This is a genomic window from Streptomyces sp. NPDC048636 (assembly GCF_040650655.1).
Lineage (GTDB): Bacteria > Actinomycetota > Actinomycetes > Streptomycetales > Streptomycetaceae > Streptomyces.
In genome coordinates this window covers 420266-444890 of the sequence record NZ_JBEZHR010000003.1, presented here as the reverse complement: position 1 = coordinate 444890, position 24625 = coordinate 420266, and the positions used below count along the sequence as shown (strand labels likewise).

Below are 24625 nucleotides of genomic sequence, written 5' to 3'. Positions count from 1 at the left end.
GGGAAACGTCCGGTACCCCCTGAGGACTGGAACGGAAGGCCGCTGTCGCGTGAACGCACAACCACTTCCCGAGCCGCGGGACCGCCCCGCCCGGCTCACCGTAGGGGTCGTCGGCGCGGGCCGTGTCGGCCCGGCCCTCGCCGCCTCGCTGCGCCTGGCCGGGCACCGTCCGGTGGCCGCCTCCGGGGTCTCCGACGCCTCCGTGCGCCGGGCCGCCGAGCTGCTTCCCGGAGTCCCCGTCGTGCCGCCAGCCGAGGTGCTGGCACGGGCCGAGCTGGTGCTGCTCACCGTCCCCGACGACGCCCTGCCCGAGCTGGTCGCCGGGCTGGCCGAGACCGGCGCGATCCGCCCCGGCCAGCTGCTGGTGCACACCTCGGGGCGGTACGGCGTCGGGGTGCTGGACCCCGCGCTGCGGGCCGGTGCGCTGCCCCTCGCGCTGCACCCGGTGATGACCTTCACCGGCACCTCGGTGGACGTCCAGCGGCTCGCGGGCTGCTCCTTCGGCGTCACCGCGCCCGAGGAGCTGCGTCTCGCGGCCGAGGCGCTGGTGATCGAGATGGGCGGTGAGCCCGAGTGGATCGAGGAGGAGGCCCGCCCGCTCTACCACGCGGCGCTGGCCATCGGCGCCAACCACCTCACCACGCTGGTCGCCCAGGCCATGGAGCTGCTGCGGGAGGCGGGGGTGGGCGCCCCGGACCGGATGCTCGGCCCGCTGCTCGGCGCCGCCCTGGACAACACCCTGCGCAGCGGGGACGCCGCGCTCACCGGCCCGGTCGCGCGCGGGGACGCGGGCACGGTCGCGGCCCATGTCGCCGAGTTGCGGCGGCACGCCCCGCAGGCGGTCGCCGGATACCTGGCGATGGCCCGTACGACGGCGGACCGCGCGCTCGCCCACGGGCTGCTCAAGGCGGAGCTGGCGGAGGACCTGCTGGGTGTGCTGTCGGATGTCTCGGACGTACCGGGGAAGGGCCGGGGAGGGACGGAATCATGAGCCCGAAGCTGTGGACCAGGGCCGTACCGGGTGAGCCGGATGTCGAGCTGTACACCCGCCGTGCCGACTTCGACGTGGCGTTCGCCCACTTCGCCGTTCCGGGGCGGGCCGCCGTGGTGATGACCATGGGCGCGCTGCACGAGGGGCACGCCTCGCTGATCCGTGCCGCCCGCGCCCGGGTCGGCGCCAAGGGCCTGGTGACCGTCACCGTCTTCGTGAACCCGCTCCAGTTCGGTGCGGGTGAGGACCTGGACCGCTATCCGCGCACCCTCGACGCCGATCTGGAGGTCGCGGCCGCCGCGGGCGCCGACATCGTCTTCGCCCCGCGGCTGGACGAGGTGTATCCGGGCGGGGAGCCGCTGATCCGGCTCGCCGCGGGGCCGCTGGGCGAGCGGTACGAGGGCGCCTCCCGCCCCGGCCATTTCGACGGCATGCTGACCGTCGTCGCCAAGCTGCTCCATCTCACCCGCCCCGACGTGGCGTTCTTCGGAGAGAAGGACGCACAGCAACTCGCGCTGATCCGGCGGATGGTGGCCGATCTCAACTTCCCGGTCGAGGTGGTCGGCGTGCCGACCGTCCGCGAGGGCGACGGCCTCGCCCTCTCCAGCCGCAACCGTTACCTCTCGGCGGATGAGCGCCGCACCGCGCTCGCGCTGTCCCGGGCGCTGTTCGCCGGGCGGGACGCGGGTCTGCTCGCGGCGGGGCGCGGCGCGGGCGCCGAAGCGCTGACCGACGCGCCGACCGATGCGCTGGCCGAGGCTCCACCGGCCTCGGCCGCAGAAGCGACCCCGGCGGCGCAGGACGGTCCGCGGGCTCCGGTGTCACCGGACGCTCCGGGGCGGCCGCGCGGACCGTGGGGGGCAGGGCGGCCCGGTGCCCCCGCGGGCGTGCCGGACGGGCTCATAGCGGTCGCCTCGCCCGCCGCGGTGTGGGCCGCGGCGCGCGCGGTGCTCGACGAGGCGAGCCGTTTCGAACCGCCCCTCGCGCTCGACTACGTAGGGCTCATCGACCCGGCGGACTTCTCCGAGGCCCCCGAGGACCACACCGGCGAGGCGGTCCTCGCCGTCGCCGCCAAGGTCGGCGCCACCCGTCTGATTGACAACATCCGCCTGTGGTTCGGAGCCCCCCGATGAGGTGGCGGCCCGGGGGATGCGTACCGAAGCGACCCTGCGAGGCAAGTCTGATGAAGTGCCCGACGTCCCCTCCGCCCGGCGCATGCCCGAGCGGAGCCCTCGCGGCCCCATGGAGCATCCGATGACGGCCGACGCCATACGACACGACGAGCCGCGGCACCCCGGCGACCCCGCCCCGGCTCCCGGGCCCGTCGCCGCGCTGCGCGCCCCCGCCCCCGGCTGGGCCGCCGAGGCCGATGTGGTCGTGGTCGGCTCCGGGATCGCGGGGCTGACCGTGGCGCTGCGCTGCGCCGCCGCCGGGGCGAAGGTCACCGTGGTCACCAAGGCCCGGCTGGACGACGGCTCCACCCGCTGGGCCCAGGGCGGTATAGCCGCCGCGCTCGGCGAGGGCGACACCCCCGAGCAGCATCTCGACGACACCCTTGTCGCGGGCGCCGGGCTCTGCGATGAGCGGGCGGTCCGGGCGCTGGTCACCGAGGGCCCGGACGCGGTGCGGCGGCTCATCGCCGTCGGAGCCCGCTTCGACGCCGACGAGACCACCGGCGAGATCCTGCTGACCCGCGAGGGCGGCCACCACCGCCGCCGGATCGTCCACGCCGGCGGTGACGCGACGGGCGCGGAGGTCTCCCGCGCCCTGGTCGACGCGGTGCGCGCGGCCGGGATCGACACCGTCGAGAACGCGCTGGTGCTGGACCTGCTGAAGGACGCGTACGGCCGTGCCTCGGGTGTCACCCTGCACGTCATGGGCGAGGGCCAGCGGGACGGCGTGGGCGCGGTGCGCGCGCCCGCGGTCGTCCTCGCGACCGGCGGTATGGGCCAGGTCTTCTCCGCGACCACCAACCCCGCGGTCTCCACCGGTGACGGTGTCGCGCTCGCGCTGCGGGCCGGGGCGGAGATCTCCGACCTGGAGTTCGTGCAGTTCCACCCCACGGTGCTGTGGCTGGGCCCGGAGGCCGAGGGCCAGCAGCCGCTGGTCTCGGAGGCGGTGCGGGGCGAGGGCGCGTATCTCGTCGACGCCGACGGGGTGCGCTTCATGCGCGGTCAGCACGAACTGGCCGAGCTGGCCCCGCGCGACATCGTGGCCAAGGGCATCACGCGGCGCATGCTGGAACAGGGCGCCGAGCATATGTACCTGGACGCCCGGCACTTCGGGGCGCCGATGTGGGAGCGGCGCTTCCCGACCATCCTCGCCGCCTGCCGCGCCCATGGCATCGACCCGGTGACCGAGCCCATCCCGGTCGCCCCCGCCGCGCATCACGCGAGCGGTGGCGTCCGCACCGATCTGCGCGGGCGCACCTCGGTCGCGGGGCTCTACGCGTGTGGTGAGGTGGCCTGCACCGGAGTGCACGGCGCCAACCGGCTGGCCTCCAACTCCCTGCTGGAGGGCCTGGTCTTCGCCGAGCGCATCGCGGCGGACATCACCGCCGTACTGGCCGCGCCGCCCGAGCCGCCGGTGGCGGAGACGCACACCGCTCCGCGGCCCGCCGCCGCGGACACCGCCTCGCCGCTGCTGGCCTCCGAGGCCCGGTACGCGATCCAGCGGATCATGACCACCGGAGCCGGGGTGCTCCGTTCCGCCGAGAGCCTGACCCGCGCCGCGGAGCGGCTCGACCAGGTCCGGGACGACGCCGTGGACGAGCTGCGGCGCGACGGCAAGACGGCCGAGCCCGGCGTCGAGACCTGGGAGGCCACCAACCTCCTGCTCGTCGCCCGGGTGCTGGTCGCCGCCGCCCTGCGCCGGGAGGAGACCCGCGGCTGCCACTGGCGCGAGGACCGCCCCGAGCGGGACGACGCGGCCTGGCGCCGCCACCTCCTGGTCACCTTGCGGCCCGGCGGTTCCCTCGACGTCCGTACGACGGACTCCGCGTCGTTCCCTCCGCCCGTCCGCCCCGCGGTCGCCCCACCCACCCCTCGAACCGAGACGGAGTCCCATCCGTGAGCAGCACCTCCGACGACCGCCGACAGCCGCTGGCCATCCCGCTGCTCCCGACCGGCCTAGCCGACGAGGGGGCGGGCGGCGGCTGCGGTGACGCGTGCGGCTGCGACACCGCCACCGCCGAGAGCGACGGCTCCTACGCGCCGGACCCGATGGAGTGCGGTCTCGACCCCGATCTCGCCGCGCTGCTGACCCTCGCCGGGCTGGACCCGGTCCAGATCGAGGACATCGCGCATATGGCGATCGAGGAGGACCTCGACCAGGGCGTGGACGTGACGACCGTGGCCACCATCCCCGAGGACGCCGTCGCCACCGCAGACTTCACCGCCCGGGAGGCGGGCACCATCGCCGGGCTGCGGATCGCCGAGGCGATCCTCTCGGTCGTCTGCACCGAGGCGTTCGAGGTCGAGCGGTATGTCGAGGACGGCGACCGGGTGGAGGCCGGACAGAAGCTGCTGAGCGTCCGCACCCGTACCCGCGACCTGCTCACCGGCGAGCGCAGCGCGCTCAACCTGCTGTGCCGGCTGTCCGGTGTCGCCACCGCGACCCGCGCCTGGGCGGACGCCCTGGAGGGCACGGCGGCGAAGGTGCGCGACACCCGTAAGACCACACCGGGGCTACGGGCGCTGGAGAAGTACGCGGTGCGCTGCGGCGGTGGCGTCAACCACCGGATGTCGTTGTCGGACGCGGCGCTGGTCAAGGACAACCACGTGGTCGCGGCGGGCGGTGTGGCGCAGGCGTTCACCGCGGTGCGCACCCGGTTCCCGGAGCTGCCCATCGAGGTGGAGGTCGACACCCTCGACCAGATCCCGCCGGTCCTCGAGGCGGGCGCGGATCTGATCCTGCTCGACAACTTCACCCCGGAGCAGACCCGTCGTGCCGTCGAGCTGGTCGCGGGCCGCGCCGCCCTGGAGTCCTCCGGGCGGCTGACCCTCGCCAACGCCCGTACGTACGCCGAGACCGGTGTCGACTATCTGGCGGTCGGCGCGCTCACCCACTCGTCCCCGATCCTGGACATCGGACTGGACCTGCGCGAGCCCGAGGCGAACTGACCCATGCTGCTGACCATCGACGTCGGAAACACCCACACCGTGCTGGGCCTGTTCGACGGTGACGAGATCGTCGAGCACTGGCGGATCTCCACCGACGCCCGCCGCACCGCCGATGAACTGGCCGTGCTCCTCCAGGGCCTGATGGGGATGCATCCGCTGCTCGGCGAGGAGCTGGGCGACGGTATCGAGGGGATCTCGATCTGCTCCACCGTCCCCTCGGTCCTGCACGAACTGCGCGAGGTCACCCGCCGTTACTACGGCGATGTGCCGTCCGTCCTGGTCGAGCCGGGGGTGAAAACCGGTGTGCCGATCCTGATGGACAACCCCAAGGAGGTCGGCGCCGACCGGATCATCAACGCGCTGGCCGCCGTCGAGCTGTACGAAGGTCCCTGTGTGGTGGTCGACTTCGGCACCGCGACCACCTTCGACGCGGTCAGCTCGCGCGGTGAGTACGTGGGTGGCGTGATCGCCCCGGGCATCGAGATCTCGGTCGAGGCGCTGGGCGTACGCGGCGCCCAGCTGCGGAAGATCGAGCTTGCCCGGCCGCGCAGCGTGATCGGGAAGAACACGGTCGAGGCGATGCAGTCCGGCATTCTCTACGGCTTCGCGGGCCAGGTCGACGGGATCGTCCGGCGGATGGCGCGGGAACTGTCCGAGGACCCGGAGGAGGTGACGGTCATCGCCACCGGCGGGCTGGCACCCATGGTGCTCGGTGAATCGTCGGTGATCGACGAGCATGAGCCCTGGCTGACTCTGATCGGCCTCCGGCTGGTCTACGAGCGCAACGTCTCCCGGAGCTGAGCGGTAAACGGGCGTCGCTCCCCGGCTCCGGTCCGGGAGCGGCGTCCGGCGGAATAGGGCGTCACCGTCGTCACCTGCGAACTCGGAGTCATTCCGAATTCAGGCCCCGTTCGGCGCCCCTCCGGCGAATTCAGCGGGCTTCGACGGCTCTCGGCCATCCGCCGGGCGACGATCGCCGGAAACACAACTCTTCGAATTCCGTATTGACAAGCGGAACCTGTGGAAGGCCCCGCGGGACGGGCTCGGCGCGCCTCCCGCACCCCTCGGCCATCCGCTTCCCGGCCCGGTCAAGGCCCCGTTCCCCGGCCCGGTCCCGGCCCGCCGGCATCCGGCGGGTCCGCATCCGGCCCCGCCGCGCGCGGCTTCCGCGCACCCGCTCCCACCTGCGGCGCCGTCCGCCCGGGGCGGATGGGCGATCCGCAACGCGCCGCACGTGCCTATGCTTCGCGAAATTTGTCCGCTTAGCACTTAAAGTCGCCCCATGCCCACGCCATACGGATCCCGCGGCGGAATGGCGTTCAGCGCGGATGAGCTGCGTGTGCTCCGACGCGCCCTCGCCACCGCCCTTCAACCCCATCCCGTCACCCCCTCTCCCGGACCCCTCGGCCCGGAACGGGCGGAGGAGGTCCAGGACTGCCTCCGCCTCGCCGAGGCCGTGGACGAAGCGGTCCGCGAGGGCGGGCGGCTTCGAGCGTTCCTGCTCGACGAGCTCGCCCGCTACCGCGCCGCCCTCCCCGGTGCCGCCGCCGGCTACCTGGAGCAGCTCCAGGGCGCCCTGGCGGCCGGTTACGAGCCGCTCCCGGAGGACCTGGCCGCACTCCGCGCACTGTGCGGAGCGGCCGCCGGAGACGGTGAGGCCGCACGCCGCCGGGCGCTGCTCGGCCACTGCGAACGGGTCGCCGAACGGGGTGTGCGGGCCCGGCTCGCGGAGCGTTCGGTCACCGTGCTGCGGCCCCGTCCCCGCCCTGTGGCGGCCAGGCTGCGCGCCCTGCCGGGCGGGGCGGCCGAGAGCGCCGAAGAGCCCAAGCAGGAACCGCGCAAGAAGCCCTCGGCGCCGGACCGCGGCGACCGCGAGGGGCCCAAACGGGAGGAGCCGGGGCGTGGCACCCCGCGTCCCGGCCGCCCGGTGCCGACGCCCGCGGAGGTCTTCCCGCCCAAGCGGCGCCGCCCCTCACCGCCACCCGAGCAGGACTCGCGGCTCACCGCGAGCGCGGAAGCGGAGGGCGCAGCCGCGTCCGCCGCGCGCTCGGCCTGAACCACCCCGTCCGTGGCCCCGCCGCGACCGCCCCCGGCTCGGGGCGGCCGCGGCGCGCCGCGTAATCTGGGGGTCTCGAGCAGAAGGAGGCCGGGAGCCATGGATTACATCTCCGCGCTGGTCCCGTCCGTGGTGATGGCCGTGGCCTTCATCGCGTTGATCGTGACGATAGTGAAGAGCCAGGGCGGCGCCAACAAGGCCAAGGAAGACGCCGCGGTGGACGCGGCGCTGGCCCGCGCCGAGGCGGACCGCCGGACCGCGGGGTCCGAGGCGCCCTGACGGACCCTCGTCCGGCAGATCCCGCACACCACGCCTCACCTGCACGTCCCGGGACGCACTCCAACCCGGGACGTGCGGCTTTTGCTGCGCGCATCTCCCGACATCCTGGACATCTACCACTATTATTCACGGTGTGCCCCGGCCATTGGGAGAGCTCGAAGACGCGGTCATGACGCGGGTGTGGAAGTGGAACCGCCCGGTCACCGTGCGGGAAGTCCTGGAAGACCTTCAGCGGGAACGCTCCATCGCCTACACGACGGTCATGACCGTAATGGACAACCTCCATCAGAAGGGCTGGCTCCGCAGGGAGGTTCAAGGCCGCGCCTATCGATATGCCGCCGTCTCCACCCGGGCCGCCTACTCGGCCGCACTGATGAACGAGGCGTGGTCGGCCAGTGACAACCCGGCCGCCGCCCTCGTCGCGTTCTTCGGGATGATGTCCGAAGAGCAGCGAGATGCGCTGCGCGATGCCATGCGCGTCGCACAACTGGGGGAGACCGGGGAGAGCCCCGGTGAGTCAGGGCGATGACACGGGGCGATAGCGTCCGGGCATGTCCTCCGCACTATCAAAAGTAGTCACCGTCCGCCGAGCCCGGACCAGCGATGTGCGGGCGGTGCGCCGCCTCATCGACTCCTACGTGGACGATCGCATCCTGCTCGACAAAGCGACCGTGACGCTTTACGAGGACATCCAGGAGTTCTGGGTCGCGGAGCGGGACGAGGACGCGGAGGTCATTGGCTGCGGCGCACTCCACGTCATGTGGGAAGACCTGGCGGAGGTTCGTACTCTCGCCGTGCATCCCGCTCTCAAGGGCAGTGGTGTAGGCCACCTGGTGCTCGACAAGCTGTTGCAGACGGCCCGCTGGCTCGGGGTGCGGCGCATTTTCTGCCTCACCTTCGAAGTCGACTTCTTCACCAAGCACGGCTTCGTGGAGATCGGCGAGACGCCGGTGGACGGGGATGTCTACAGCGAGCTCCTCCGTTCCTATGACGAGGGCGTCGCCGAGTTCCTGGGTCTCGAACGGGTGAAGCCGAACACCCTTGGCAACAGCCGGATGCTTCTGCAACTGTGATCGCGGGCCCTATGTCCGAATCGCTCCCCTATCACATAGCTCCGCAACATCAGGTTCCCACAGGCTTCCCGCTAGTGGGATGGGTCGAACCTTCCCGGGGGGTTTGTGTTTTTTCGGGAAAGGCGGTTTGCTATTCCCCCGTAGTGTAATTACCTGGGGGTGAGACATCAGCGGCTAACGCCGCGCCCGACCCCCGTTTTCCCTGAAAGGAACCTCATGGCACAGAAGGTTCAGGTCCTTCTTGTCGACGATCTCGACGGCGGCGAGGCGGACGAGACCGTGACGTTCGCGCTGGACGGCAAGAGCTACGAGATCGACCTCACCACCTCGAACGCCGACCGGCTCCGGGACGCCCTGGAGCCCTACACCAAGAGCGGCCGTCGCACGGGTGGCCGGGCCTCCGGTGGGCGTGGCAAGGCGCGTGCGGCGTCCGGTGGCAGCCAGGACACCGCGAAGATCCGCGCGTGGGCGAAGGAGAACGGCTACGAGGTCAACGACCGCGGCCGCGTTCCGGCGACCGTGCGTGAGGCGTACGAGAAGGCCAACGGCTGAGCGCGTCACCCTTCCCCGGCTCGCCGCTGTCTGGGCAGCGGCCGGGCGCGCAGCAACCGGGCATGGTGGCACTCCGTAGCCGCCGCGGCCACGAGCCGCACGAGATCGGGGGCGCCCCCATCGCCCCCGAAGCCTGTCCTCGGCAGGGTCGGCTCCACCTCGCCCCCCGGCTCGGGAGGCCGCAGCCATACGGCGGCCTCCTGCGGGCGCCGCTCTCCCGCCGCCGCGGGCGGCGGCCAGGAAGAGGTGGGGCATGGAGCGGTGATCCGGTCACCCGCGCCCAGCGCGGTCAGGTCCAGCGGCACCCCGCCCCACTCCAGCCAGTCGAGCAGCCCCGGCAGCTCGTCGGCGCTGCCCGCGGCCACCAGCAGGCGCATCCAGGGGCCCGCCACCGCGACCGGACCGGTCCGCGGTACCCGTCGCAGCGTCGCGAGACCGGCCGCGACCGGTAGCTCCAGCACGTCGAACGCCACCCCCGTGAGCAGTTCGACGGGATCGCTGCCGGTCGTCGGCCAGCCCAGCTCGCGCTCGTACCACCGTGACCGGTCGGCCGGACGGCCTGCCGCGGCGGCGGCCGGTGCGGCGGACGGGCCCCCTGGGGTCCTGGCGGTGGAGATCATGCCCAGAGCAACTGCCTCCCTCCGCGAAGGTTACGTGCCGTGAGCGGTCGAATGCGCTGTGTGCGCGATCCGGGGGGTGTGGGGGCGGTGAAGGGGCGCAAGGTTGTTCGCCCGTAGCGGATGGAACCGGCCCGCGCGGCATGGAGTGTGAGTCCTTGCGGGTAAGACATCCCTAGTGGGAGGGGCGGTCCGCGTGTCGGGCGGGAGCGGCGTTCGCCATCGGCGTACTGGCGGTGAGCGTAGACGCTTGGCCTGCGGGAACATCGTCTCGCACCATCGGGTTGGAGCAGTTGTCGGCTGTTCGGGCAGGAGGCCAGTCGCTGTTCGCCCCGCGCGAGCGGGGGTGATCCGGACGGTTGTCGGCAGTTGGAATGAGCTGTCCCGGGTTGCGGGACTAGCATGCGGAAGGACAGGGAGGGGATCGTCCCCGATCTTTCTGACCGCTCTGAGGAGCGATTAACGATGTTCGAGAGGTTCACCGACCGCGCGCGGCGGGTTGTCGTCCTGGCTCAGGAAGAAGCCCGGATGCTCAACCACAACTACATCGGCACCGAACACATCCTCCTGGGCCTGATCCACGAGGGTGAGGGTGTCGCCGCTAAGGCCCTGGAGAGCCTCGGGATTTCGCTCGAGGCGGTCCGCCAGCAAGTGGAGGAGATCATCGGTCAGGGCCAGCAGGCCCCGTCCGGTCACATCCCCTTCACTCCCCGTGCCAAGAAGGTCCTGGAGCTTTCGCTCCGCGAGGCCCTTCAGCTCGGCCACAACTACATCGGTACGGAGCACATCCTGCTCGGCCTGATCCGCGAGGGCGAGGGCGTCGCCGCCCAGGTCCTCGTGAAGCTGGGCGCCGATCTGAACCGGGTGCGGCAGCAGGTCATCCAGCTGCTCTCCGGCTACCAGGGCAAGGAGGCCGCCACCGCCGGCGGCCCGGCGGAGGGCACGCCCTCCACCTCGCTCGTCCTGGACCAGTTCGGTCGCAATCTGACCCAGGCCGCCCGCGAATCCAAGCTCGACCCGGTCATCGGGCGCGAGAAGGAGATCGAGCGGGTCATGCAGGTGCTCTCGCGCCGCACCAAGAACAACCCGGTCCTCATCGGCGAGCCCGGTGTCGGTAAGACGGCGGTCGTCGAGGGCCTGGCGCAGGCCATCGTCAAGGGCGAGGTGCCCGAGACCCTCAAGGACAAGCACCTCTACACCCTCGACCTGGGTGCCCTGGTCGCCGGCTCCCGCTACCGCGGTGACTTCGAGGAGCGCCTGAAGAAGGTGCTCAAGGAGATCCGCACCCGCGGCGACATCATCCTGTTCATCGACGAGCTCCACACCCTGGTGGGTGCGGGTGCCGCCGAGGGCGCGATCGACGCCGCCAGCATCCTCAAGCCGATGCTGGCCCGCGGTGAGCTCCAGACCATCGGCGCGACCACGCTCGACGAGTACCGCAAGTACCTGGAGAAGGACGCCGCCCTGGAGCGGCGCTTCCAGCCCATCCAGGTCGCCGAGCCGTCGCTGCCGCACACCATCGAGATCCTCAAGGGGCTGCGGGACCGCTACGAGGCGCACCACCGCGTCTCGATCACGGACTCGGCCCTGGTCGCCGCCGCCACCCTGGCCGACCGCTACATCTCGGACCGCTTCCTGCCGGACAAGGCGATCGACCTGATCGACGAGGCCGGTTCCCGGATGCGGATCCGCCGGATGACCGCACCGCCGGACCTGCGCGAATTCGACGAGAAGATCGCCGATGTGCGCCGGGAGAAGGAGTCCGCGATCGACTCGCAGGACTTCGAGATGGCCGCGGGCCTGCGCGACAAGGAGAAGCAGCTCCTGGCCGCCAAGGCGAAGCGGGAGAAGGAGTGGAAGGCCGGCGACATGGACGTCGTCGCCGAGGTCGACGAGGAGCTGATCGCCGAGGTCCTCGCCACGGCGACGGGCATCCCGGTCTTCAAGCTCACCGAGGAGGAGTCCTCCCGGCTGCTGCGCATGGAGGACGAGCTCCACAAGCGCGTCATCGGCCAGAAGGACGCCATCAAGGCGCTCTCCCAGGCCATCCGGCGTACGCGTGCGGGCCTCAAGGACCCCAAGCGCCCCGGCGGCTCGTTCATCTTCGCGGGCCCGTCCGGTGTCGGTAAGACCGAGCTCAGCAAGACTCTCGCCGAGTTCCTCTTCGGCGACGAGGACGCGATGATCTCGCTCGACATGTCGGAGTTCAGCGAGAAGCACACCGTCTCGCGGCTCTTCGGCTCCCCGCCCGGCTACGTGGGCTACGAGGAGGGCGGCCAGCTCACCGAGAAGGTGCGCCGCAAGCCGTTCTCCGTGGTCCTCTTCGACGAGGTCGAGAAGGCCCACCCGGACATCTTCAACTCGCTGCTCCAGATCCTGGAGGACGGTCGGCTGACCGACTCCCAGGGCCGGGTCGTGGACTTCAAGAACACGGTGATCATCATGACCACCAACCTCGGCACCCGGGATATCTCCAAGGGCTTCAACCTGGGCTTCGCCGCCCAGGGCGATGTGAAGACCGGCTACGAGCGGATGAAGAACAAGGTCAACGAGGAGCTCAAGCAGCACTTCCGGCCCGAGTTCCTCAACCGTGTCGATGACACCGTGGTCTTCCACCAGCTCACCGAGGAAGACATCATCCAGATCGTCGACCTCATGACCACCAAGGTGGACGAGCGGCTCAAGGACCGCGACATGGGCATCGAGCTCAGTGGCGAGGCCAAGAAGCTGCTGGCCAAGCGGGGCTACGACCCCGTGCTGGGCGCCCGGCCGCTGCGCCGGACGATCCAGCGCGAGATCGAGGACGTGCTGTCGGAGAAGATCCTCTTCGGCGAGCTGCGTCCGGGCCACATCGTGGTCGTGGACACCGAGGGTGAGGGTGAGGAGAAGAAGTTCACCTTCCGCGGCGAGGAGAAGTCGGCGCTGCCCGACACCCCGCCGATCGAGTCCGCCGCCGGTGGCGCGGGCCCGAACCTGAGCAAGGAGGCGTAAGCCCTCCGGGCACCTCAAGGCCCTGATCCAGGGCCGCGAAGGGGCCGTGGCACCGTCCGAGGACGGCACCACGGCCCCTTCGCCCGTCTCCGCTCGTCTCCGCCCGTTTCGCTGCCCTCAGGGGCACTCTTGCGGGCACGCCGCCGTACGGGCAGCAGGGGCGGCCCCGGGCCCGTCCGGGCCCTCAGGCGCCCGTCACGATGATCTGGACGCCCTCGGGCACCCCGGTGGCCCCCGCGTTCCGGGGGCTCAGCCGCAGGGTGTGCAGTGCCGGGAAGGCCGCCAGCCAGCTCAGGTCCAGATCGTCCCCCAGGTCGTAGGAGAGCCACAGCTCGGTCAGCCGCTCGGCGACCAGGCCCCGGATCAACTGCTCCGGGGTGAAGGCCCCGGCGATCTGGACACAGGGACGCCCGCCGAGTCTGCCCAGCGCGCTCAGCTCGGCCACATCGGACACCGGAAAGTCGAGTTCGCGCTCATCGAGATGGGCGAGGATTTCCTCCGCGTAGCGGTCGGTGTCATAGCGCCGCCAGGCCCGTGCGAGCTGTGAGCGCACCGCCCAGGACGTCCGGTCCCGCAGCCGGGTCAGATAGTCGATGGCGCGGTCGTCGGCTATCGAGGTGGCGGTGACGGCCAGCCGATGGGCTTCCTCATCGGATAGACCCGTGGGATCGGGCAGCATTTCCAGTGCGATAGGCCCGATCCAGCCCAGTGCCCGGGCCGCCTCCAGAGAGGTCGGACGGACCAGGTCCCGGGTATAGCGGTGCACCCGGGAACGCACCGTGGGATCCAGCTCCGTCGCATGTTCCAGACAAGCGGCCGCCAGCAGTTTGCGATGGCGGGCATGGACCGGGCGGGTGCCCTTTCGGGCGGCCAGCAGTCCTTCCAGGAGGTAAGCGCATTCATCGGGGCGGGCGAGAGCGACCGACATTCTGATCACCTCTTCCCAGTCGTCCAGGTGGGCGTGGTCGATGAGGAAGTCGAAATCGTGTCGTTCCACCACCGCTCGCGCACTCAGATAGTCCTGGAAGGTGCGATGGACGAAATCCACCGATCCCGGGGTGGGCTCACGCAATAGTCCGGTGCGGTGGAGCAGATGCCGGTAGATCTCCTCCGGTCCGCCCTGCCGCGAGGCATGGGGAATGGCGGGTAGATGCTGGGCGAAGGTGTCGAGGGCGACGGCCCGGTCCATTTCGGACCGCCCGTTGACCAGCATCCAGTGGGCCAGCTTCTGGAGGAACCGGATCTTCGGTTCCTGCGGGAGGTCGATTCCATCGGGCGGCACCATGGCGCGCTCCCGGTCACGGCGTTCCAGCAGCATGGACAGGGCCGCGTCATAGAGGGCCTTACGGCCGCGCGGCAGATAGCCGCGGCGATCCCGGTGCAGGGCGCAGATCAATCCGCACATCAGCGGATTTGTGGCCAGCCGCCCCAGTTCACGCGATATCCGCACCGCGTCCAGCAGCGATTCCTCATAGGAGCCCAGCCGGTCCAGATCGGTGCCGTCCTCACGCGCCGCGGCGTGCCAGCGCTGGATGAAAGCGGTCACTCCCTCCCGGCTGAGCGGGGCCAGTTTCAGCTCCGTGAAGCGCTCGGAAGCCAGCCAGTTCTCGCGGACGGCCGAGGGGCGGGAGGTGACCAGCCAGACATTTCCCGGATAGCGGGCCGGAAGCTCGTGCAGTGCCTGCCGCAGTTGCTCGCGGTCGCCCTCGGGCGCCTCGTCGATCCCGTCCACCAGCAGCAGCCCGCGGCCCGCGGCGAGCACCCGCTCGGCCCAGCCCGCGGGCTGGGCGTCGGACTGGGGGTGGCGGACGGCGGACAGGAAGCGGTCGGGCGGCGGGAAGCCGCCCTGCCGGAACCGCCGTACCGGCAGGACGAACGGCACCCGGCCGCGCAGCCGGGACAGCTGGCCGGGCAGCCGTCCGCGGGCCACCGAGACCGCGAGCCACTGCACCAGGGTGGTCTTGCCCGAGCCCGCCACCCCCCACATCAGCACCCGGTCGTGTGCGGCGAGCGCTTGTTCCGCGAGGGCGGTGGGGCCCGCGTCGGTCTCGGTCTCCAGGCTGAGATAGGCGGCGTCCAGCGGCCAGGTGTCGGGGGAGTGGGCCAGGTCGATGCCGTAGATGGTGAGGTGGTCGTGGCTCGCGACGATCGCGCGGGCGTAGACCTCCTCGAACGCGGTGTCCGCGTCGGTCGCCCGGTCGGCCGGACCGCGGGCGACAAACGCCGAGCGCTGGAGCAGGAAGCGCAGGATCCGGTCGCAGACGGCGCGCAGAACGGCGGTGTGCAGCCGGGCGGCGGCGGGCGGCAGTTCGCGGTCGGCGTCCGGGGCGGCGACCGCCAGATGTCGGGCGAACGCCTCGGGTCCCAGCCGCACCGCTCGTACGTCGTCCATATCGAGGGTGCCGAGCGCGTGCAGACTGCGGGCGAGCGCGTCGGTGAGGGCGCTTTCCGCCCCGCCGCCGCTCTTCCGCTCCTCGGCGGGGACGGTGTCCCGGAGCGCCTCGGCGACCAGCGCGGCGGCGATCCGGGTGAGATCGCGCTCGGTCAACGTCCGCCGGTCGCCCTGGAAGGAGACCAGGGCGGATATCCGGACCGGCCGGTCGACCGGCGGCGCACCGGGGCCCTCGGCGGCGAAGAGCCGCGTGATCAGTGGTACGACGACGTCCGGCGCGAGCCGGACGCTGTTGGCTGCGGGATCCATAGGGCCCCGGTCCCCCCGTGGCGGTGTCGGCCGTTTCAAGCCTCCAGAGTAGGCCGGGGCGGGGGTCCGGCGCCGGGGGTTCACAGGGCGGGCGGAGGCATGGGCGGCCGGATCTGTGCGCCTGTACGGGGTTTCACCGAGGGCGCGAGGGGTGGAACCCCCGTACGGGCACGGTCAGAACTGCGGGTCGTGGCCCCCGCCTTCACGGCGGGCCGCCCGCAGCCCGCGCTCGACGGAGGCCACCCGTCCGGTCAGCTCACCGAGCCGCTGTTCGAGCCGGTCCAGCCGGAGTTGGGTGTCGCGCACCGCCTGGAGGAGGGTGCGCACGGTGGGGTCGGCGGCGGGGTCGGCCACGAAGTGGCCGGGTTCGAGCAGCCCCTCCAGCAGCACCCCGTCCTCGACGAGCCGCCGGTAGGCGGCTTCCACCGCCCTGGTGAGCTTGCGCAGTTCGGCGGCGAGCTCCTCGGGGGCGGGCAGCCGGTCGCCCGGCCGGTACGTCCCCGCGTCGATGTCCGCGCGGATCCTCGCCTCGATGTCGTCGGACCGCAGCGTCCTGCGCATCTGCTCCATACGGCGAATCTAGCGGCGTGACGACAGACGACGACGGCCCGGCCCCGCTCTCCGGGGCCGGGCCGTCGCGCCGGGACTACTTCTTGACGGTGATACGGTCCGCGGCCGGCGGGGCCAGCGGGGCGGACGCCGAGGAGTGGGCGCCCAGGTAGGAGGTGAACGCGTCCAGGTCGGAGGCGCCGACCAGCTTGTTCTTGCCGTCCTTGAAGGCCGCGAAGCCGTCGCCGCCGCCCGCGAGGAACTCGTTCATCGCCACCCGGTAGGTCTTGGCCGGGTCGATCGGCTCACCGTTCAGCTTCACCGAGTCGGTGACGACGCGGTCCTTGCCGGACTTGGTGAGGTCCAGGGTGTAGGTGAACCCCTTGGACACCTGGAGGATCTTCGGGCTGCTCTCGTTGGCGCCGCTGACCTGCTGCTGGAGCCCGCTGATCAGTTGGGCGCCGGTCAGGTCGAGCACATTCATCATGTTGGTGAAGGGCTGCACGGTGAACGCCTCGCCATAGGTGACGACCCCGTCCCCCTCACTGCCCGACGCCTTGTACGCCAGGTCGGAGCGGATTCCGCCCGGGTTCATCAGCGCGAGCTGCGCACCGCCCTTGTCGGCCGGGGTGAGCGCCTCCAGCTGGGCGTCGGTGATGACGTCGCCGAGCGGGGTCTCGTACGCGGTCGAACCGCGTCCGGGGATCTCCGCGGAGACATAGCCGACCGGCTTGTTGGCGATCGGCGCGGCCAGTTTGTTCCAGCGACCGATCAGCGAGGTCATGTCCGGGGCCTTGGGCTGCTCACGGTCGACCACGTGGTTGGCCGAGCCGGCGCCCTTCACGGACGTCCGGATGATGTCGCCGGTGCGCCGGTCGTAGGTGAGCGTGGTGTCGGTGTAGAGCCGGCCGAAGGAGGCGGCCGAGGTCACCGTGCGCGGGGTGCCGGACGGGTCCGGGACGGTGCACGCGTACGCCTGGTGGGTGTGGCCGGTGACCAGCGCGTCCACCTTCGGGCTGAGGTTCTTGGCGATGTCCACGATCGGGCCGGAGACGCCGTCGCCCGCACCGGGGCTGTCGCAGTTGTAGTTGTACGAGGACGAGGCGGGCATCCCGCCCTCGTGGATGAGCGCGACGATCGACTTCACGCCCTTGCGGTACAGCTCCTTGGCGTACTTGTTGACCGTCTTGACCTCGTCGTGGAACTTCAGTCCCTTGACGCCCTCGGCGGTGACGATGTCCGGGGTGCCCTCCAGCGTGACCCCGATGAAGCCGATCTTGACGCCCTTGTGCTTCCAGACCGTGTAGGGCTTCAGCAGCGGCTTGCCGGTCTTCTCGTCGGTGACGTTGGCCGCCAGGTACGGGAAGTCGGCGCCCTTGAACTTCTTGCCCTTCTCGTAGCAGCCGTCCTTGGGGTGGCAGCCGCCCTTCTGCATCCGGGTCAGCTCGGCGCGGCCCTCGTCGAACTCGTGGTTGCCGACCGAGGTGACGTCCAGGTCCAGCTTGTTGAGCGCCTCGATGGTCGGCTCGTCGTGGAAGAGGCCGGACATCAGCGGGCTGGCGCCGATCATGTCGCCACCGGCCGCGGTGACCGAGTACGGGTGGCCCGCGCGGGCCTTGCGCAGCGAGCTGGCGAGGTATTCGGCGCCGCCCGCCGGGACGGCCTTGGTGGTGCCGTCCGGCTGGGTCTCGGCGACGGTGCCCGAGGAGCCCTGCGGCGGCTCCAGGTTGCCGTGCAGATCGTTGAAGGACAGCAGCTGCACATCGACGGTGCGGTCCTGCCGGTGGCCCGACGCGGCGGTGGTGTCCGCGCCCGCCGGGTTCGCGGCGGACAGGACGCCCGCCGTGGCCGCGAGGACCGCGACTCCCGTGGCCAACCGGCGGGCCGTCCCGCGCCGTTGAGGTCTCGCTGGCATGTCGTCCCCTTTTACCCGTCGTGGTCTGACCCGTGGTGGCGGGCGTTCGCGCAGATGTGCCCGTGGTGGTCGGTGGGCCGAAGCATACGGTCAACGCGCGTAGCGGGGCAGGGGGATGAGGTTACGAGCTGGTTGCGTACGGAAGAGCGTTACCCGGCGGTTCGCCCATTGGGGCGAAATGTCTTCTGCCGGGGAACGTCGGTGCGCAGCGGCCGAGTCGTAGGCTCGGCACCATGAATGACGTGGTGAACGAGACGGCCGGCGCCCGGCGCATCGAGGTCCTCGAGGAGCTCACGCCCGCTGTGGTCCAGGATGTGCTGCGCCTGATCGCGGAAGCCGCGCGCACCGACGGTCAGCAGGCCGTGTCCGAGCAGGGGCGGCTGCAACTGCGGGGGCGGCGGCCGGGGGTTCGGCATCTGGTGCTGCGTGAGCCCAGCGGTGAGCTGGTCGGCTACGCGCAGCTGGAGGACACCGACCCGGTGGAGGCCCCGGCCGCCGAACTGGTCGTCCACCCGGGCCGCCGCGGCCAGGGGCACGGCCGGGCGCTGGGCGTGACCCTGCTGAAGGAGTCCGGTAAGCGGCTGCGGGTGTGGGCGCACGGCGGCCACGCCTCCGCCCGTCATCTCGCCCAGGTGCTGGGGCTGACCCTGTTCCGCGAGCTGCGGCAGATGCGGCGGCCCCTGGGGGCGCCCGCGGAGCTGGGCATCGACGAGCCGACGCTGCCCGACGGGATCACCGTGCGGACCTTCCGCCCCGGCGAGGACGACACCGCCTGGCTGGCGGCCAACGCCGCGGCCTTCGCCCACCACCCCGAGCAGGGCGCACTCACCCAGCGTGATCTGGACGACCGCATGGCGGAGGTGTGGTTCGACCCGCGGGGGTTCTTCCTCGCCGAGCGCGCGGGCGAGATCGTCGGCTTCCACTGGACCAAGGTGCACGGTGAGGAGGGGCTGGGCGAGGTGTATGTGGTGGGCGTGCGGCCGGACGCCCAGGGCGGCGGCCTCGGCCGGGCGCTGACCGCGATCGGACTGCGCCACCTCGCCGCGGAGGGGCTGCCCACCGCGATGCTGTACGTGGACGCGGACAACGGCGCGGCCGTCTCCGTCTACGACCGGATGGGGTTCGTCACGCACGAGACGGACCTGATGTACCGCACCGAGACCTGAGCCCCGGCGGCCGGGCTCGGTCGGCCCGGGGGCGGGGGCGGGGGCGGGGGCCGGGCCGGGCCCGGGATCAGGGGGCGGGATCGGGGCCCCGGGATCAGGGGGCCGGACGCCTGCGGGTCGGATCGCGATTTCCTGCGCGCCATGTCTTCGTTACCGACGATTCAATCTCGGTTGCGAGCATCACTGAATGCAGTCCGCTGTGCCGCATTCGTCGAATCGGAGGCTCCGTGCCACCGTCGCAGAAGCCTCCGTCACGCCGTCTTCCGCCCCGGCGCGGAACAATGAGTTCATGAGCCACTCCAGCGGTCAGGCACCGGTCCCGCAGCCCCAGCCCTCGGTCGGTTCGATCGCGGCCCACCGGCCGCACGCCGTCGTCGTTCCGCCGGTGCGGTCGCTCGACCCCGACATCGACGCCGACCCGGACACCTACGAGGAGGGCTCCGGCCCGGACGCGGAGAACAGCGAGCTGCCCCAGGGCCGGTTCCTGGACCGCGAGCGCAGCTGGCTGGCGTTCAACGAGCGGGTGCTCGAGCTCGCCGAGGACCCCGCGACCCCGCTGCTGGAGCGGGTCAACTTCCTCGCGATCTTCGCCAGCAACCTCGACGAGTTCTTCATGGTCCGGGTCGCGGGGCTGAAGCGGCGCATCGCCACCGGAGTGGCCACCCGCTCCGCCTCCGGACTCCAGCCCCGCGAGGTGCTGGATCACATTTGGACCCGGTCCCGGGAGCTCATGGCCCGGCACGCCGCCTGCGCCCAGCACGATGTGGCCCCGGCGCTGGCCGAGGAGGGCATCCATGTGATCCGCTGGCCGGACCTCACGGAGAAGGAGCAGTCCCGCCTCTTCACCCTCTTCCGCCAGCAGATCTTCCCCGTGCTGACCCCGCTGGCCGTGGACCCCGCGCACCCCTTCCCGTATATCTCGGGGCTTTCGCTCAATCTGGCCGTCGTGGTGCGCAACCCGGTGAGCGGCCACGATCACTTCGCACGTGTGAAGGTTCCACCGCTGCTCTCCCGCTTCCTGGAGGTGTCGCCGCAGCGCTATGTGCCGCTGGAGGACGTCATAGCGGCGCATCTGGAAGAGCTGTTCCCGGGGATGGAGGTGCTCGCGCACCATATGTTCCGGGTGACCCGCAACGAGGACCTGGAGGTCGAGGAGGACGACGCGGAGAACCTGCTCCAGGCCCTGGAGAAGGAGCTGCTGCGCCGACGCTTCGGGCCCCCGGTGCGGCTGGAGGTCGAGGAGTCCATCGACCCGTATGTGATGGACCTGCTGGTGCGCGAGCTGAAGGTGTCCGACGCGGAGGTCTATCCGCTGCCCGGCCCGCTCGACCTCACCGGGCTGTTCGGGATAGCCGCGCTGGACCGGCCGGAGCTGAAGTACCCCAAGTTCGTGGCGGGCACCCACCGCGATCTGGCGGAGGTGGAGTCCGCCTCGGCACCCGATATCTTCGCCGCGCTGCGCGAGCGGGACGTGCTGCTGCACCACCCGTACGACTCCTTCTCCACCTCCGTCCAGGCGTTCCTGGAGCAGGCCGCGGCCGATCCGGACGTCCTCGCGATCAAGCAGACGCTCTACCGCACCTCCGGCAAGTCGCCGATCGTGGACGCGCTCATCGACGCCGCCGAATCCGGCAAGCAGGTGCTGGTGCTGGTCGAGATCAAGGCCCGGTTCGACGAGCAGGCCAACATCAAGTGGGCCCGCAAGCTCGAGGAGGCGGGCTGCCACGTGGTCTACGGCCTGGTGGGGCTGAAGACCCACTGCAAGCTGTCGCTGGTGGTCCGCCAGGAGGGCGAGACCCTGCGCCGCTACTCCCACGTCGGCACCGGCAACTACCACCCCAAGACGGCGCGGCTCTACGAGGACCTGGGGCTGCTCACGGCCGACCCCAAGGTGGGCGCGGATCTGTCGGACCTGTTCAACCGGTTGAGCGGCTACTCCCGCCGGGAGACCTACCGGCGGCTGCTGGTCGCCCCCAAGTCGCTGCGCGACGGGCTGGTCACCCGTATCAACAAGGAGGTCACCCACCACCGGGCGGGCCGCCCCGCCTCGGTGCGGATCAAGGTCAACTCGATGGTCGACGAGGCCGTGATCGACGCCCTGTACCGGGCGGCGCAGGCCGGGGTGCCGGTCGATGTCTGGGTGCGCGGGATCTGCGCGCTGCGGCCCGGTGTGCCGGGGCTCTCGGAGAACATCCGGGTCCGCTCCGTCCTGGGGCGCTTTCTGGAGCATTCGCGCGTCTTCGCGTTCGGGAACGGCGGTGAGCCCGAGGTATGGCTCGGCAGCGCCGACATGATGCACCGGAATCTGGACCGCCGGATAGAGGCGCTGGTGCGGGTCGCCGACCCCGCCCACCGGGCGTCGCTCAGCCGTCTGCTGGAGAGCGGGATGTCCGACACCACCGCCTCCTGGCATCTGGGCCCGGACGGCGAGTGGACACGGCATGCCGTGGACGCGGACGGCCAGCCGCTGCGGAACGTACAGGAAATGCTCATAGACGCCCGGAGGCGACGGCGTGGTTCAACGACATGACCTGCCGCTGGTCGGGATGACGGGGGCCGGTCAGCCGCCCGGCATCCCGCCCCATGGCACCGGTCCGGGCGGCCGCGACGGCGCCGGAGGTCCCGGGGGGCCCGGGGGGTACGAAGCGGCGGCGGTGGTACGCATCGCGGACCCGGCCCCCGGCCCGGCCGGACCCCCGCCCATGGCCGGGGACGTGCTCGCGTCCTATCTGAACGCGCAGGCCGGAGCCTTCCTGCGGAGTCTGCGGCTGCACCGCGAGAGCGGTTCCGATGTCGAGGAGGCCGCGGAGGCCGCCCGGCTGCTGCGCCGGGCCGCCCGCCGGATCAGCGGCGCGCTGTCCGTCTACCGCCCGCTCACCGACACCGCCTGGTCCGATGAGCTCCGCGCCGAGCTCACCTGGCTGTCCGGCACGCTGGCCCTGGAGCACGCGTACACCGAGCGGCTGTCCCGGCTGCGCGGCGCCCTCCACCGCCTCTCCGGCACCGGCGGCCCGCCGGACCGGCCCCCGGCGGAGGAGACGGCGGCCGTGGGGGCGGTGGCCGGAGAGCAGACGGCGGCGGCCGGGGGTACGGCATCGGCCGGGACCACGGCCACCGGGGTCCGGCCCGCACGGGCCACCCGCCGAAGCGTCTCCCTCGCCCTCGACGCCCCGGATCCGGCACCGACCGCCCCGCGCAGGGGCTCCGTCGAGGGCGCGGCCCCGGCGGAGGCGGCCGAGGACACCGCACCGGCCACCGGCGACCGGGCGCCCGACAAACCGGAGGCCACGGGGCAACCGGCCGGCGGCCCGCGGCGGGCGGCGGGTGGCGCGGACGGGGGCCGGGGCGCCGGGCTGACCGTGGGGGCAGCCCGCGCCGGGGCCCTGCTGGAGCGCCAGCTCACGCTGGCCCGGACCCGGGCCCACACCGCCGCCCTCCAGGCGCTCGGCTCCTCCCGCTTCCACGCGGTCGCCGACACCGTGGCGCTGCTCGCCTCCGAGGTGCCGCTCGAGGAGTCCGCCGCCCGGCGCCCCGCCGAGCAGGTGCTGCCCCCGCTCGCCGAGATGGCGCACCGGCGGCTGGCCGAGGCGGTCGAGGCACTGCCGCTGGGCCGCGCCGGACATCCGTACAACGCCGAGGCACTGGTCCACGGGCTCGCCGCGACCTCCGCCGCCGACGCCCCGCCCGCCAGCGAACAGCAGGACGCGCCCTGGCACCAGGCGCGCCAGCTGCTGCGGATGCGCCGTTACGCGCTGGAGGTGCTGGAGATGGCGGAGACACCGCGGCTGGCCGAGGTGGCCACCGAGAAGCCCGGGGCTGGCGGGGCTTCCGGGGCCCCCGGGGTTTCCGGGGTGGTGAACGGTCCGGCGGAGCTCCCGCCGTCGGTACGGCTGCTGGCCGCCGCACAGGCGCTGGAGCGCCACCGCGACGCGTCCGAGGCGGCCGCCGCCGCCGCGGCCGCGGCCCGCACCCCGCGGATCGCCCCGGCCACGGCGTACGCGCTCGGGGTGCTGCACGCCGATCAGCGCCATGAGGTGGAGGCGGCGCGGTTCGCGTTCGGCCGGATCTGGCGGCAGACGGCGACCAGGGCGACCAAAGCGGCCAGGGCGACCGGTACGACCTGAGGACCACGGACGAGCGGGGCACAAGCGGCTACGAGAGGGCAGGACCAGCGGCGATCGGGGAGGCGGGACGATTGATGGCACGGTGGAATTCCCAAGGCTCGGCCGACGGCGGCGCGGGGCCGTCCGGCGCCACCGTCCTCGCGGCGGGCTGTGTGCTCTGGCGGCGCGCGCCCGACAGCGGGCGGTTGGAGGTCGCGCTGGTCCACAGGCCCCGTTACGACGACTGGTCGCATCCCAAGGGCAAGCTCAAGCGCGGTGAGGACGCGCTGCACGGTGCGGTGCGGGAGGTCGCGGAGGAGACCGGGATGGGCTGCGCCCCCGGCCCCCCGCTGGCCACCCTCCGCTATGTGGCCAAGGGCCGCCCCAAGGAGGTCCGCTACTGGGCGGCGCAGGCCGTCCACGACGAGCCCTTCGTCCCCAACCGCGAGGTGGACCGGCTGCTCTGGCTGCCGCCCACGGCGGCCAGGATGCGGCTGACCTACGAGCACGACCGCGGGCTGATCGACGCGCTGCTGGACGCGGTGCCCCAGCCGTAGGGAGCCCGTAGGAGCGCCGCCCCGTGCGCCAGGCCCGGCCTCAGGCCCGGGGCGCCAGCGCGTCCCAGCGGACCGTGAGCTCGCCCTGCCGCCAGCGCCGGGGCCCGTCCACCAGCGGCCACCCCGCGGCGCGGAGCGTTTGGGCGCTGCGTATCCAGCGCTGCCGGGCGCTGAGCGCCGCGTACGGGGCGGCCGCCGCCCAGGCGCGGTCGAAGTCGCGCAGGAAGGTGTGCACCGGCTCGCCCGGCACATTGCGGTGGATCAGCGCCTTGGGCAGCCGTTCGGCCAGGTCGGAGGGGCGCTCCAGGGAGCCGAGCCGGGCCGCGAAGGTCACCGCGCGGGGGCCGTCCGGGGTGAGCGCGACCCACACATGCCGCCGTCCGATCTCGTCGCAGGTGCCCTCCACCAGCAGTCCGCCCGGGGCGAGCCGTGCGCACAGCCGCCGCCACACCTCGGTGACCTCGGCCTCCTCGTACTGCCGCAGCACATTGGCGGCCCGGATGAGCGTGGGCCGGGCGCCGTCCGGCAGCGGCACCTCGAAACCGCCGTGGGCGAAGGCGAGCCCCTCGCGTTCGTAGGGCCGCGCGGCGGCGACCCGGACCGGGTCGATCTCCACCCCGACCACCCGGGCGCCGGGCCGCACCGTCCGCAGCCTGGTCAGCAGCTCGACGGCGGTCCAGGGCGCGGCCCCGTAGCCGAGGTCGACCGCGATGGGGGCCTCGGCCCGGCGCAGGGCGGGGCCATGGGCGGCGGCGATCCAGCGGTCCATCCGGCGCAGCCGGTTGGGGTTGGTGGTCCCGCGGGTCGCCGAGCCGATCGGGCGGGTCGGCGGCGGTACACGGGCGGGCATGGCCAGAGCTTATGGGGTGACCCGGGAGGCGCGGCCGTCCGGTTCGACCGTCACCCACCGCGACCATCCCACTCCCCGAACGTCACGCTTTGGCAAAGCGGAAA

General features: G+C 72.2%; 20 protein-coding genes. 15 read left to right on the top strand and 5 right to left on the bottom strand.

The features are described from left to right. The first annotated feature begins 49 nt into the window (after positions 1–49). The 10 genes from AB0C66_RS12405 to AB0C66_RS12360 all read left to right on the top strand — a co-directional run bounded on the left by AB0C66_RS12405 (position 50) and on the right by AB0C66_RS12360 (position 9072). Positions 50–991, top strand: a complete 942-nt coding sequence (locus tag AB0C66_RS12405; RefSeq protein WP_362436308.1) for a DUF2520 domain-containing protein — start codon at positions 50–52, stop codon at positions 989–991. Next, positions 988–2124: a pantoate--beta-alanine ligase gene (gene panC, locus AB0C66_RS12400; RefSeq protein ID WP_362436306.1), complete on the top strand. Its 1137-nt coding sequence runs from the start codon at positions 988–990 to the stop codon at positions 2122–2124. The genes AB0C66_RS12405 and panC overlap by 4 nt, the downstream gene beginning before the upstream one ends. 121 nt (positions 2125–2245) lie before the next feature. Next, entirely contained in the window at positions 2246–4063 is a 1818-nt protein-coding gene (locus AB0C66_RS12395; RefSeq protein WP_362436304.1) for an L-aspartate oxidase, read from the top strand. A gap of 29 nt (positions 4064–4092) precedes the next feature. Further along, a complete protein-coding gene (nadC, locus tag AB0C66_RS12390) occupies positions 4093–5112 on the top strand; it encodes a carboxylating nicotinate-nucleotide diphosphorylase (RefSeq protein ID WP_362436671.1) in 1020 nt (339 codons plus the stop codon). A 3-nt stretch (positions 5113–5115) separates the two neighbouring features. Next, positions 5116–5913 (top strand): type III pantothenate kinase, encoded by a 798-nt coding sequence (locus AB0C66_RS12385; RefSeq protein WP_362436302.1) that lies wholly within the window; start codon positions 5116–5118, stop codon positions 5911–5913. Between the two features lie 481 nt (positions 5914–6394). Continuing rightward, positions 6395–7168, top strand: a complete 774-nt coding sequence (locus AB0C66_RS12380) for a hypothetical protein (protein ID WP_362436300.1) — start codon at positions 6395–6397, stop codon at positions 7166–7168. A 99-nt stretch (positions 7169–7267) separates the two neighbouring features. Beyond that, positions 7268–7447 carry a hypothetical protein gene (locus AB0C66_RS12375; protein WP_362436298.1) on the top strand — a complete coding sequence of 60 codons (180 nt, stop codon included), beginning with the start codon at positions 7268–7270 and terminating at the stop codon, positions 7445–7447. 133 nt (positions 7448–7580) lie between these two features. Further along, entirely contained in the window at positions 7581–7976 is a 396-nt protein-coding gene (locus AB0C66_RS12370) for a BlaI/MecI/CopY family transcriptional regulator (protein ID WP_362436296.1), read from the top strand. A 22-nt stretch (positions 7977–7998) separates the two neighbouring features. Next, positions 7999–8520 carry an amino-acid N-acetyltransferase gene (locus tag AB0C66_RS12365; protein ID WP_362436294.1) on the top strand — a complete coding sequence of 174 codons (522 nt, stop codon included), beginning with the start codon at positions 7999–8001 and terminating at the stop codon, positions 8518–8520. 216 nt (positions 8521–8736) lie between these two features. Continuing rightward, positions 8737–9072, top strand: a complete 336-nt coding sequence (locus AB0C66_RS12360; RefSeq protein WP_362436292.1) for an Lsr2 family protein — start codon at positions 8737–8739, stop codon at positions 9070–9072. A gap of 5 nt (positions 9073–9077) precedes the next feature. On the opposite strand, the gene AB0C66_RS12355 is transcribed toward AB0C66_RS12360, so the two are convergent. Then, positions 9078–9692 (bottom strand): SCO3374 family protein, encoded by a 615-nt coding sequence (locus tag AB0C66_RS12355; RefSeq protein ID WP_362436290.1) that lies wholly within the window; start codon positions 9690–9692, stop codon positions 9078–9080. A gap of 462 nt (positions 9693–10154) precedes the next feature. Here AB0C66_RS12355 and AB0C66_RS12350 point away from each other — a divergent pair, with 462 nt between their 5' ends. Then, positions 10155–12680 carry an ATP-dependent Clp protease ATP-binding subunit gene (locus AB0C66_RS12350; protein WP_362436288.1) on the top strand — a complete coding sequence of 842 codons (2526 nt, stop codon included), beginning with the start codon at positions 10155–10157 and terminating at the stop codon, positions 12678–12680. Positions 12681–12864: 184 nt separating this feature from the next. Here the strand turns inward: AB0C66_RS12350 and AB0C66_RS12345 are convergent, their stop codons facing one another. The 3 genes from AB0C66_RS12345 to AB0C66_RS12335 form a co-directional block, all read right to left on the bottom strand. Next, positions 12865–15381, bottom strand: a complete 2517-nt coding sequence (locus AB0C66_RS12345; RefSeq protein WP_362436286.1) for an NACHT domain-containing protein — start codon at positions 15379–15381, stop codon at positions 12865–12867. Between the two features lie 174 nt (positions 15382–15555). Beyond that, on the bottom strand, positions 15556–15951 hold the full coding sequence (locus tag AB0C66_RS12340; protein ID WP_362436284.1) for a GntR family transcriptional regulator: 396 nt from the start codon (positions 15949–15951) through the stop codon (positions 15556–15558). A 76-nt stretch (positions 15952–16027) separates the two neighbouring features. Further along, positions 16028–17845 (bottom strand): bifunctional metallophosphatase/5'-nucleotidase, encoded by a 1818-nt coding sequence (locus AB0C66_RS12335; protein ID WP_362436282.1) that lies wholly within the window; start codon positions 17843–17845, stop codon positions 16028–16030. 233 nt (positions 17846–18078) lie between these two features. On the opposite strand from AB0C66_RS12335, the gene mshD reads away from it, so the two are divergent. The 4 genes from mshD (at position 18079) to AB0C66_RS12315 (ending at position 23671) form a co-directional block, all read left to right on the top strand. Then, complete coding sequence (mshD, locus tag AB0C66_RS12330) at positions 18079–19011, top strand: mycothiol synthase (RefSeq protein ID WP_362436280.1); 933 nt, start codon at positions 18079–18081, stop codon at positions 19009–19011. A 289-nt stretch (positions 19012–19300) separates the two neighbouring features. Then, positions 19301–21541, top strand: a complete 2241-nt coding sequence (locus AB0C66_RS12325) for an RNA degradosome polyphosphate kinase (RefSeq protein WP_362436278.1) — start codon at positions 19301–19303, stop codon at positions 21539–21541. A gap of 172 nt (positions 21542–21713) precedes the next feature. Beyond that, positions 21714–23135 carry a CHAD domain-containing protein gene (locus AB0C66_RS12320; RefSeq protein WP_362436669.1) on the top strand — a complete coding sequence of 474 codons (1422 nt, stop codon included), beginning with the start codon at positions 21714–21716 and terminating at the stop codon, positions 23133–23135. A 74-nt stretch (positions 23136–23209) separates the two neighbouring features. Further along, positions 23210–23671, top strand: a complete 462-nt coding sequence (locus AB0C66_RS12315) for an NUDIX hydrolase (protein WP_362436276.1) — start codon at positions 23210–23212, stop codon at positions 23669–23671. A 40-nt stretch (positions 23672–23711) separates the two neighbouring features. Here AB0C66_RS12315 and AB0C66_RS12310 read toward each other — a convergent pair whose 3' ends face one another. Then, a complete protein-coding gene (locus tag AB0C66_RS12310) occupies positions 23712–24521 on the bottom strand; it encodes a class I SAM-dependent methyltransferase (protein WP_362436274.1) in 810 nt (269 codons plus the stop codon). Between the last annotated feature and the right edge of the window lie 104 nt (positions 24522–24625).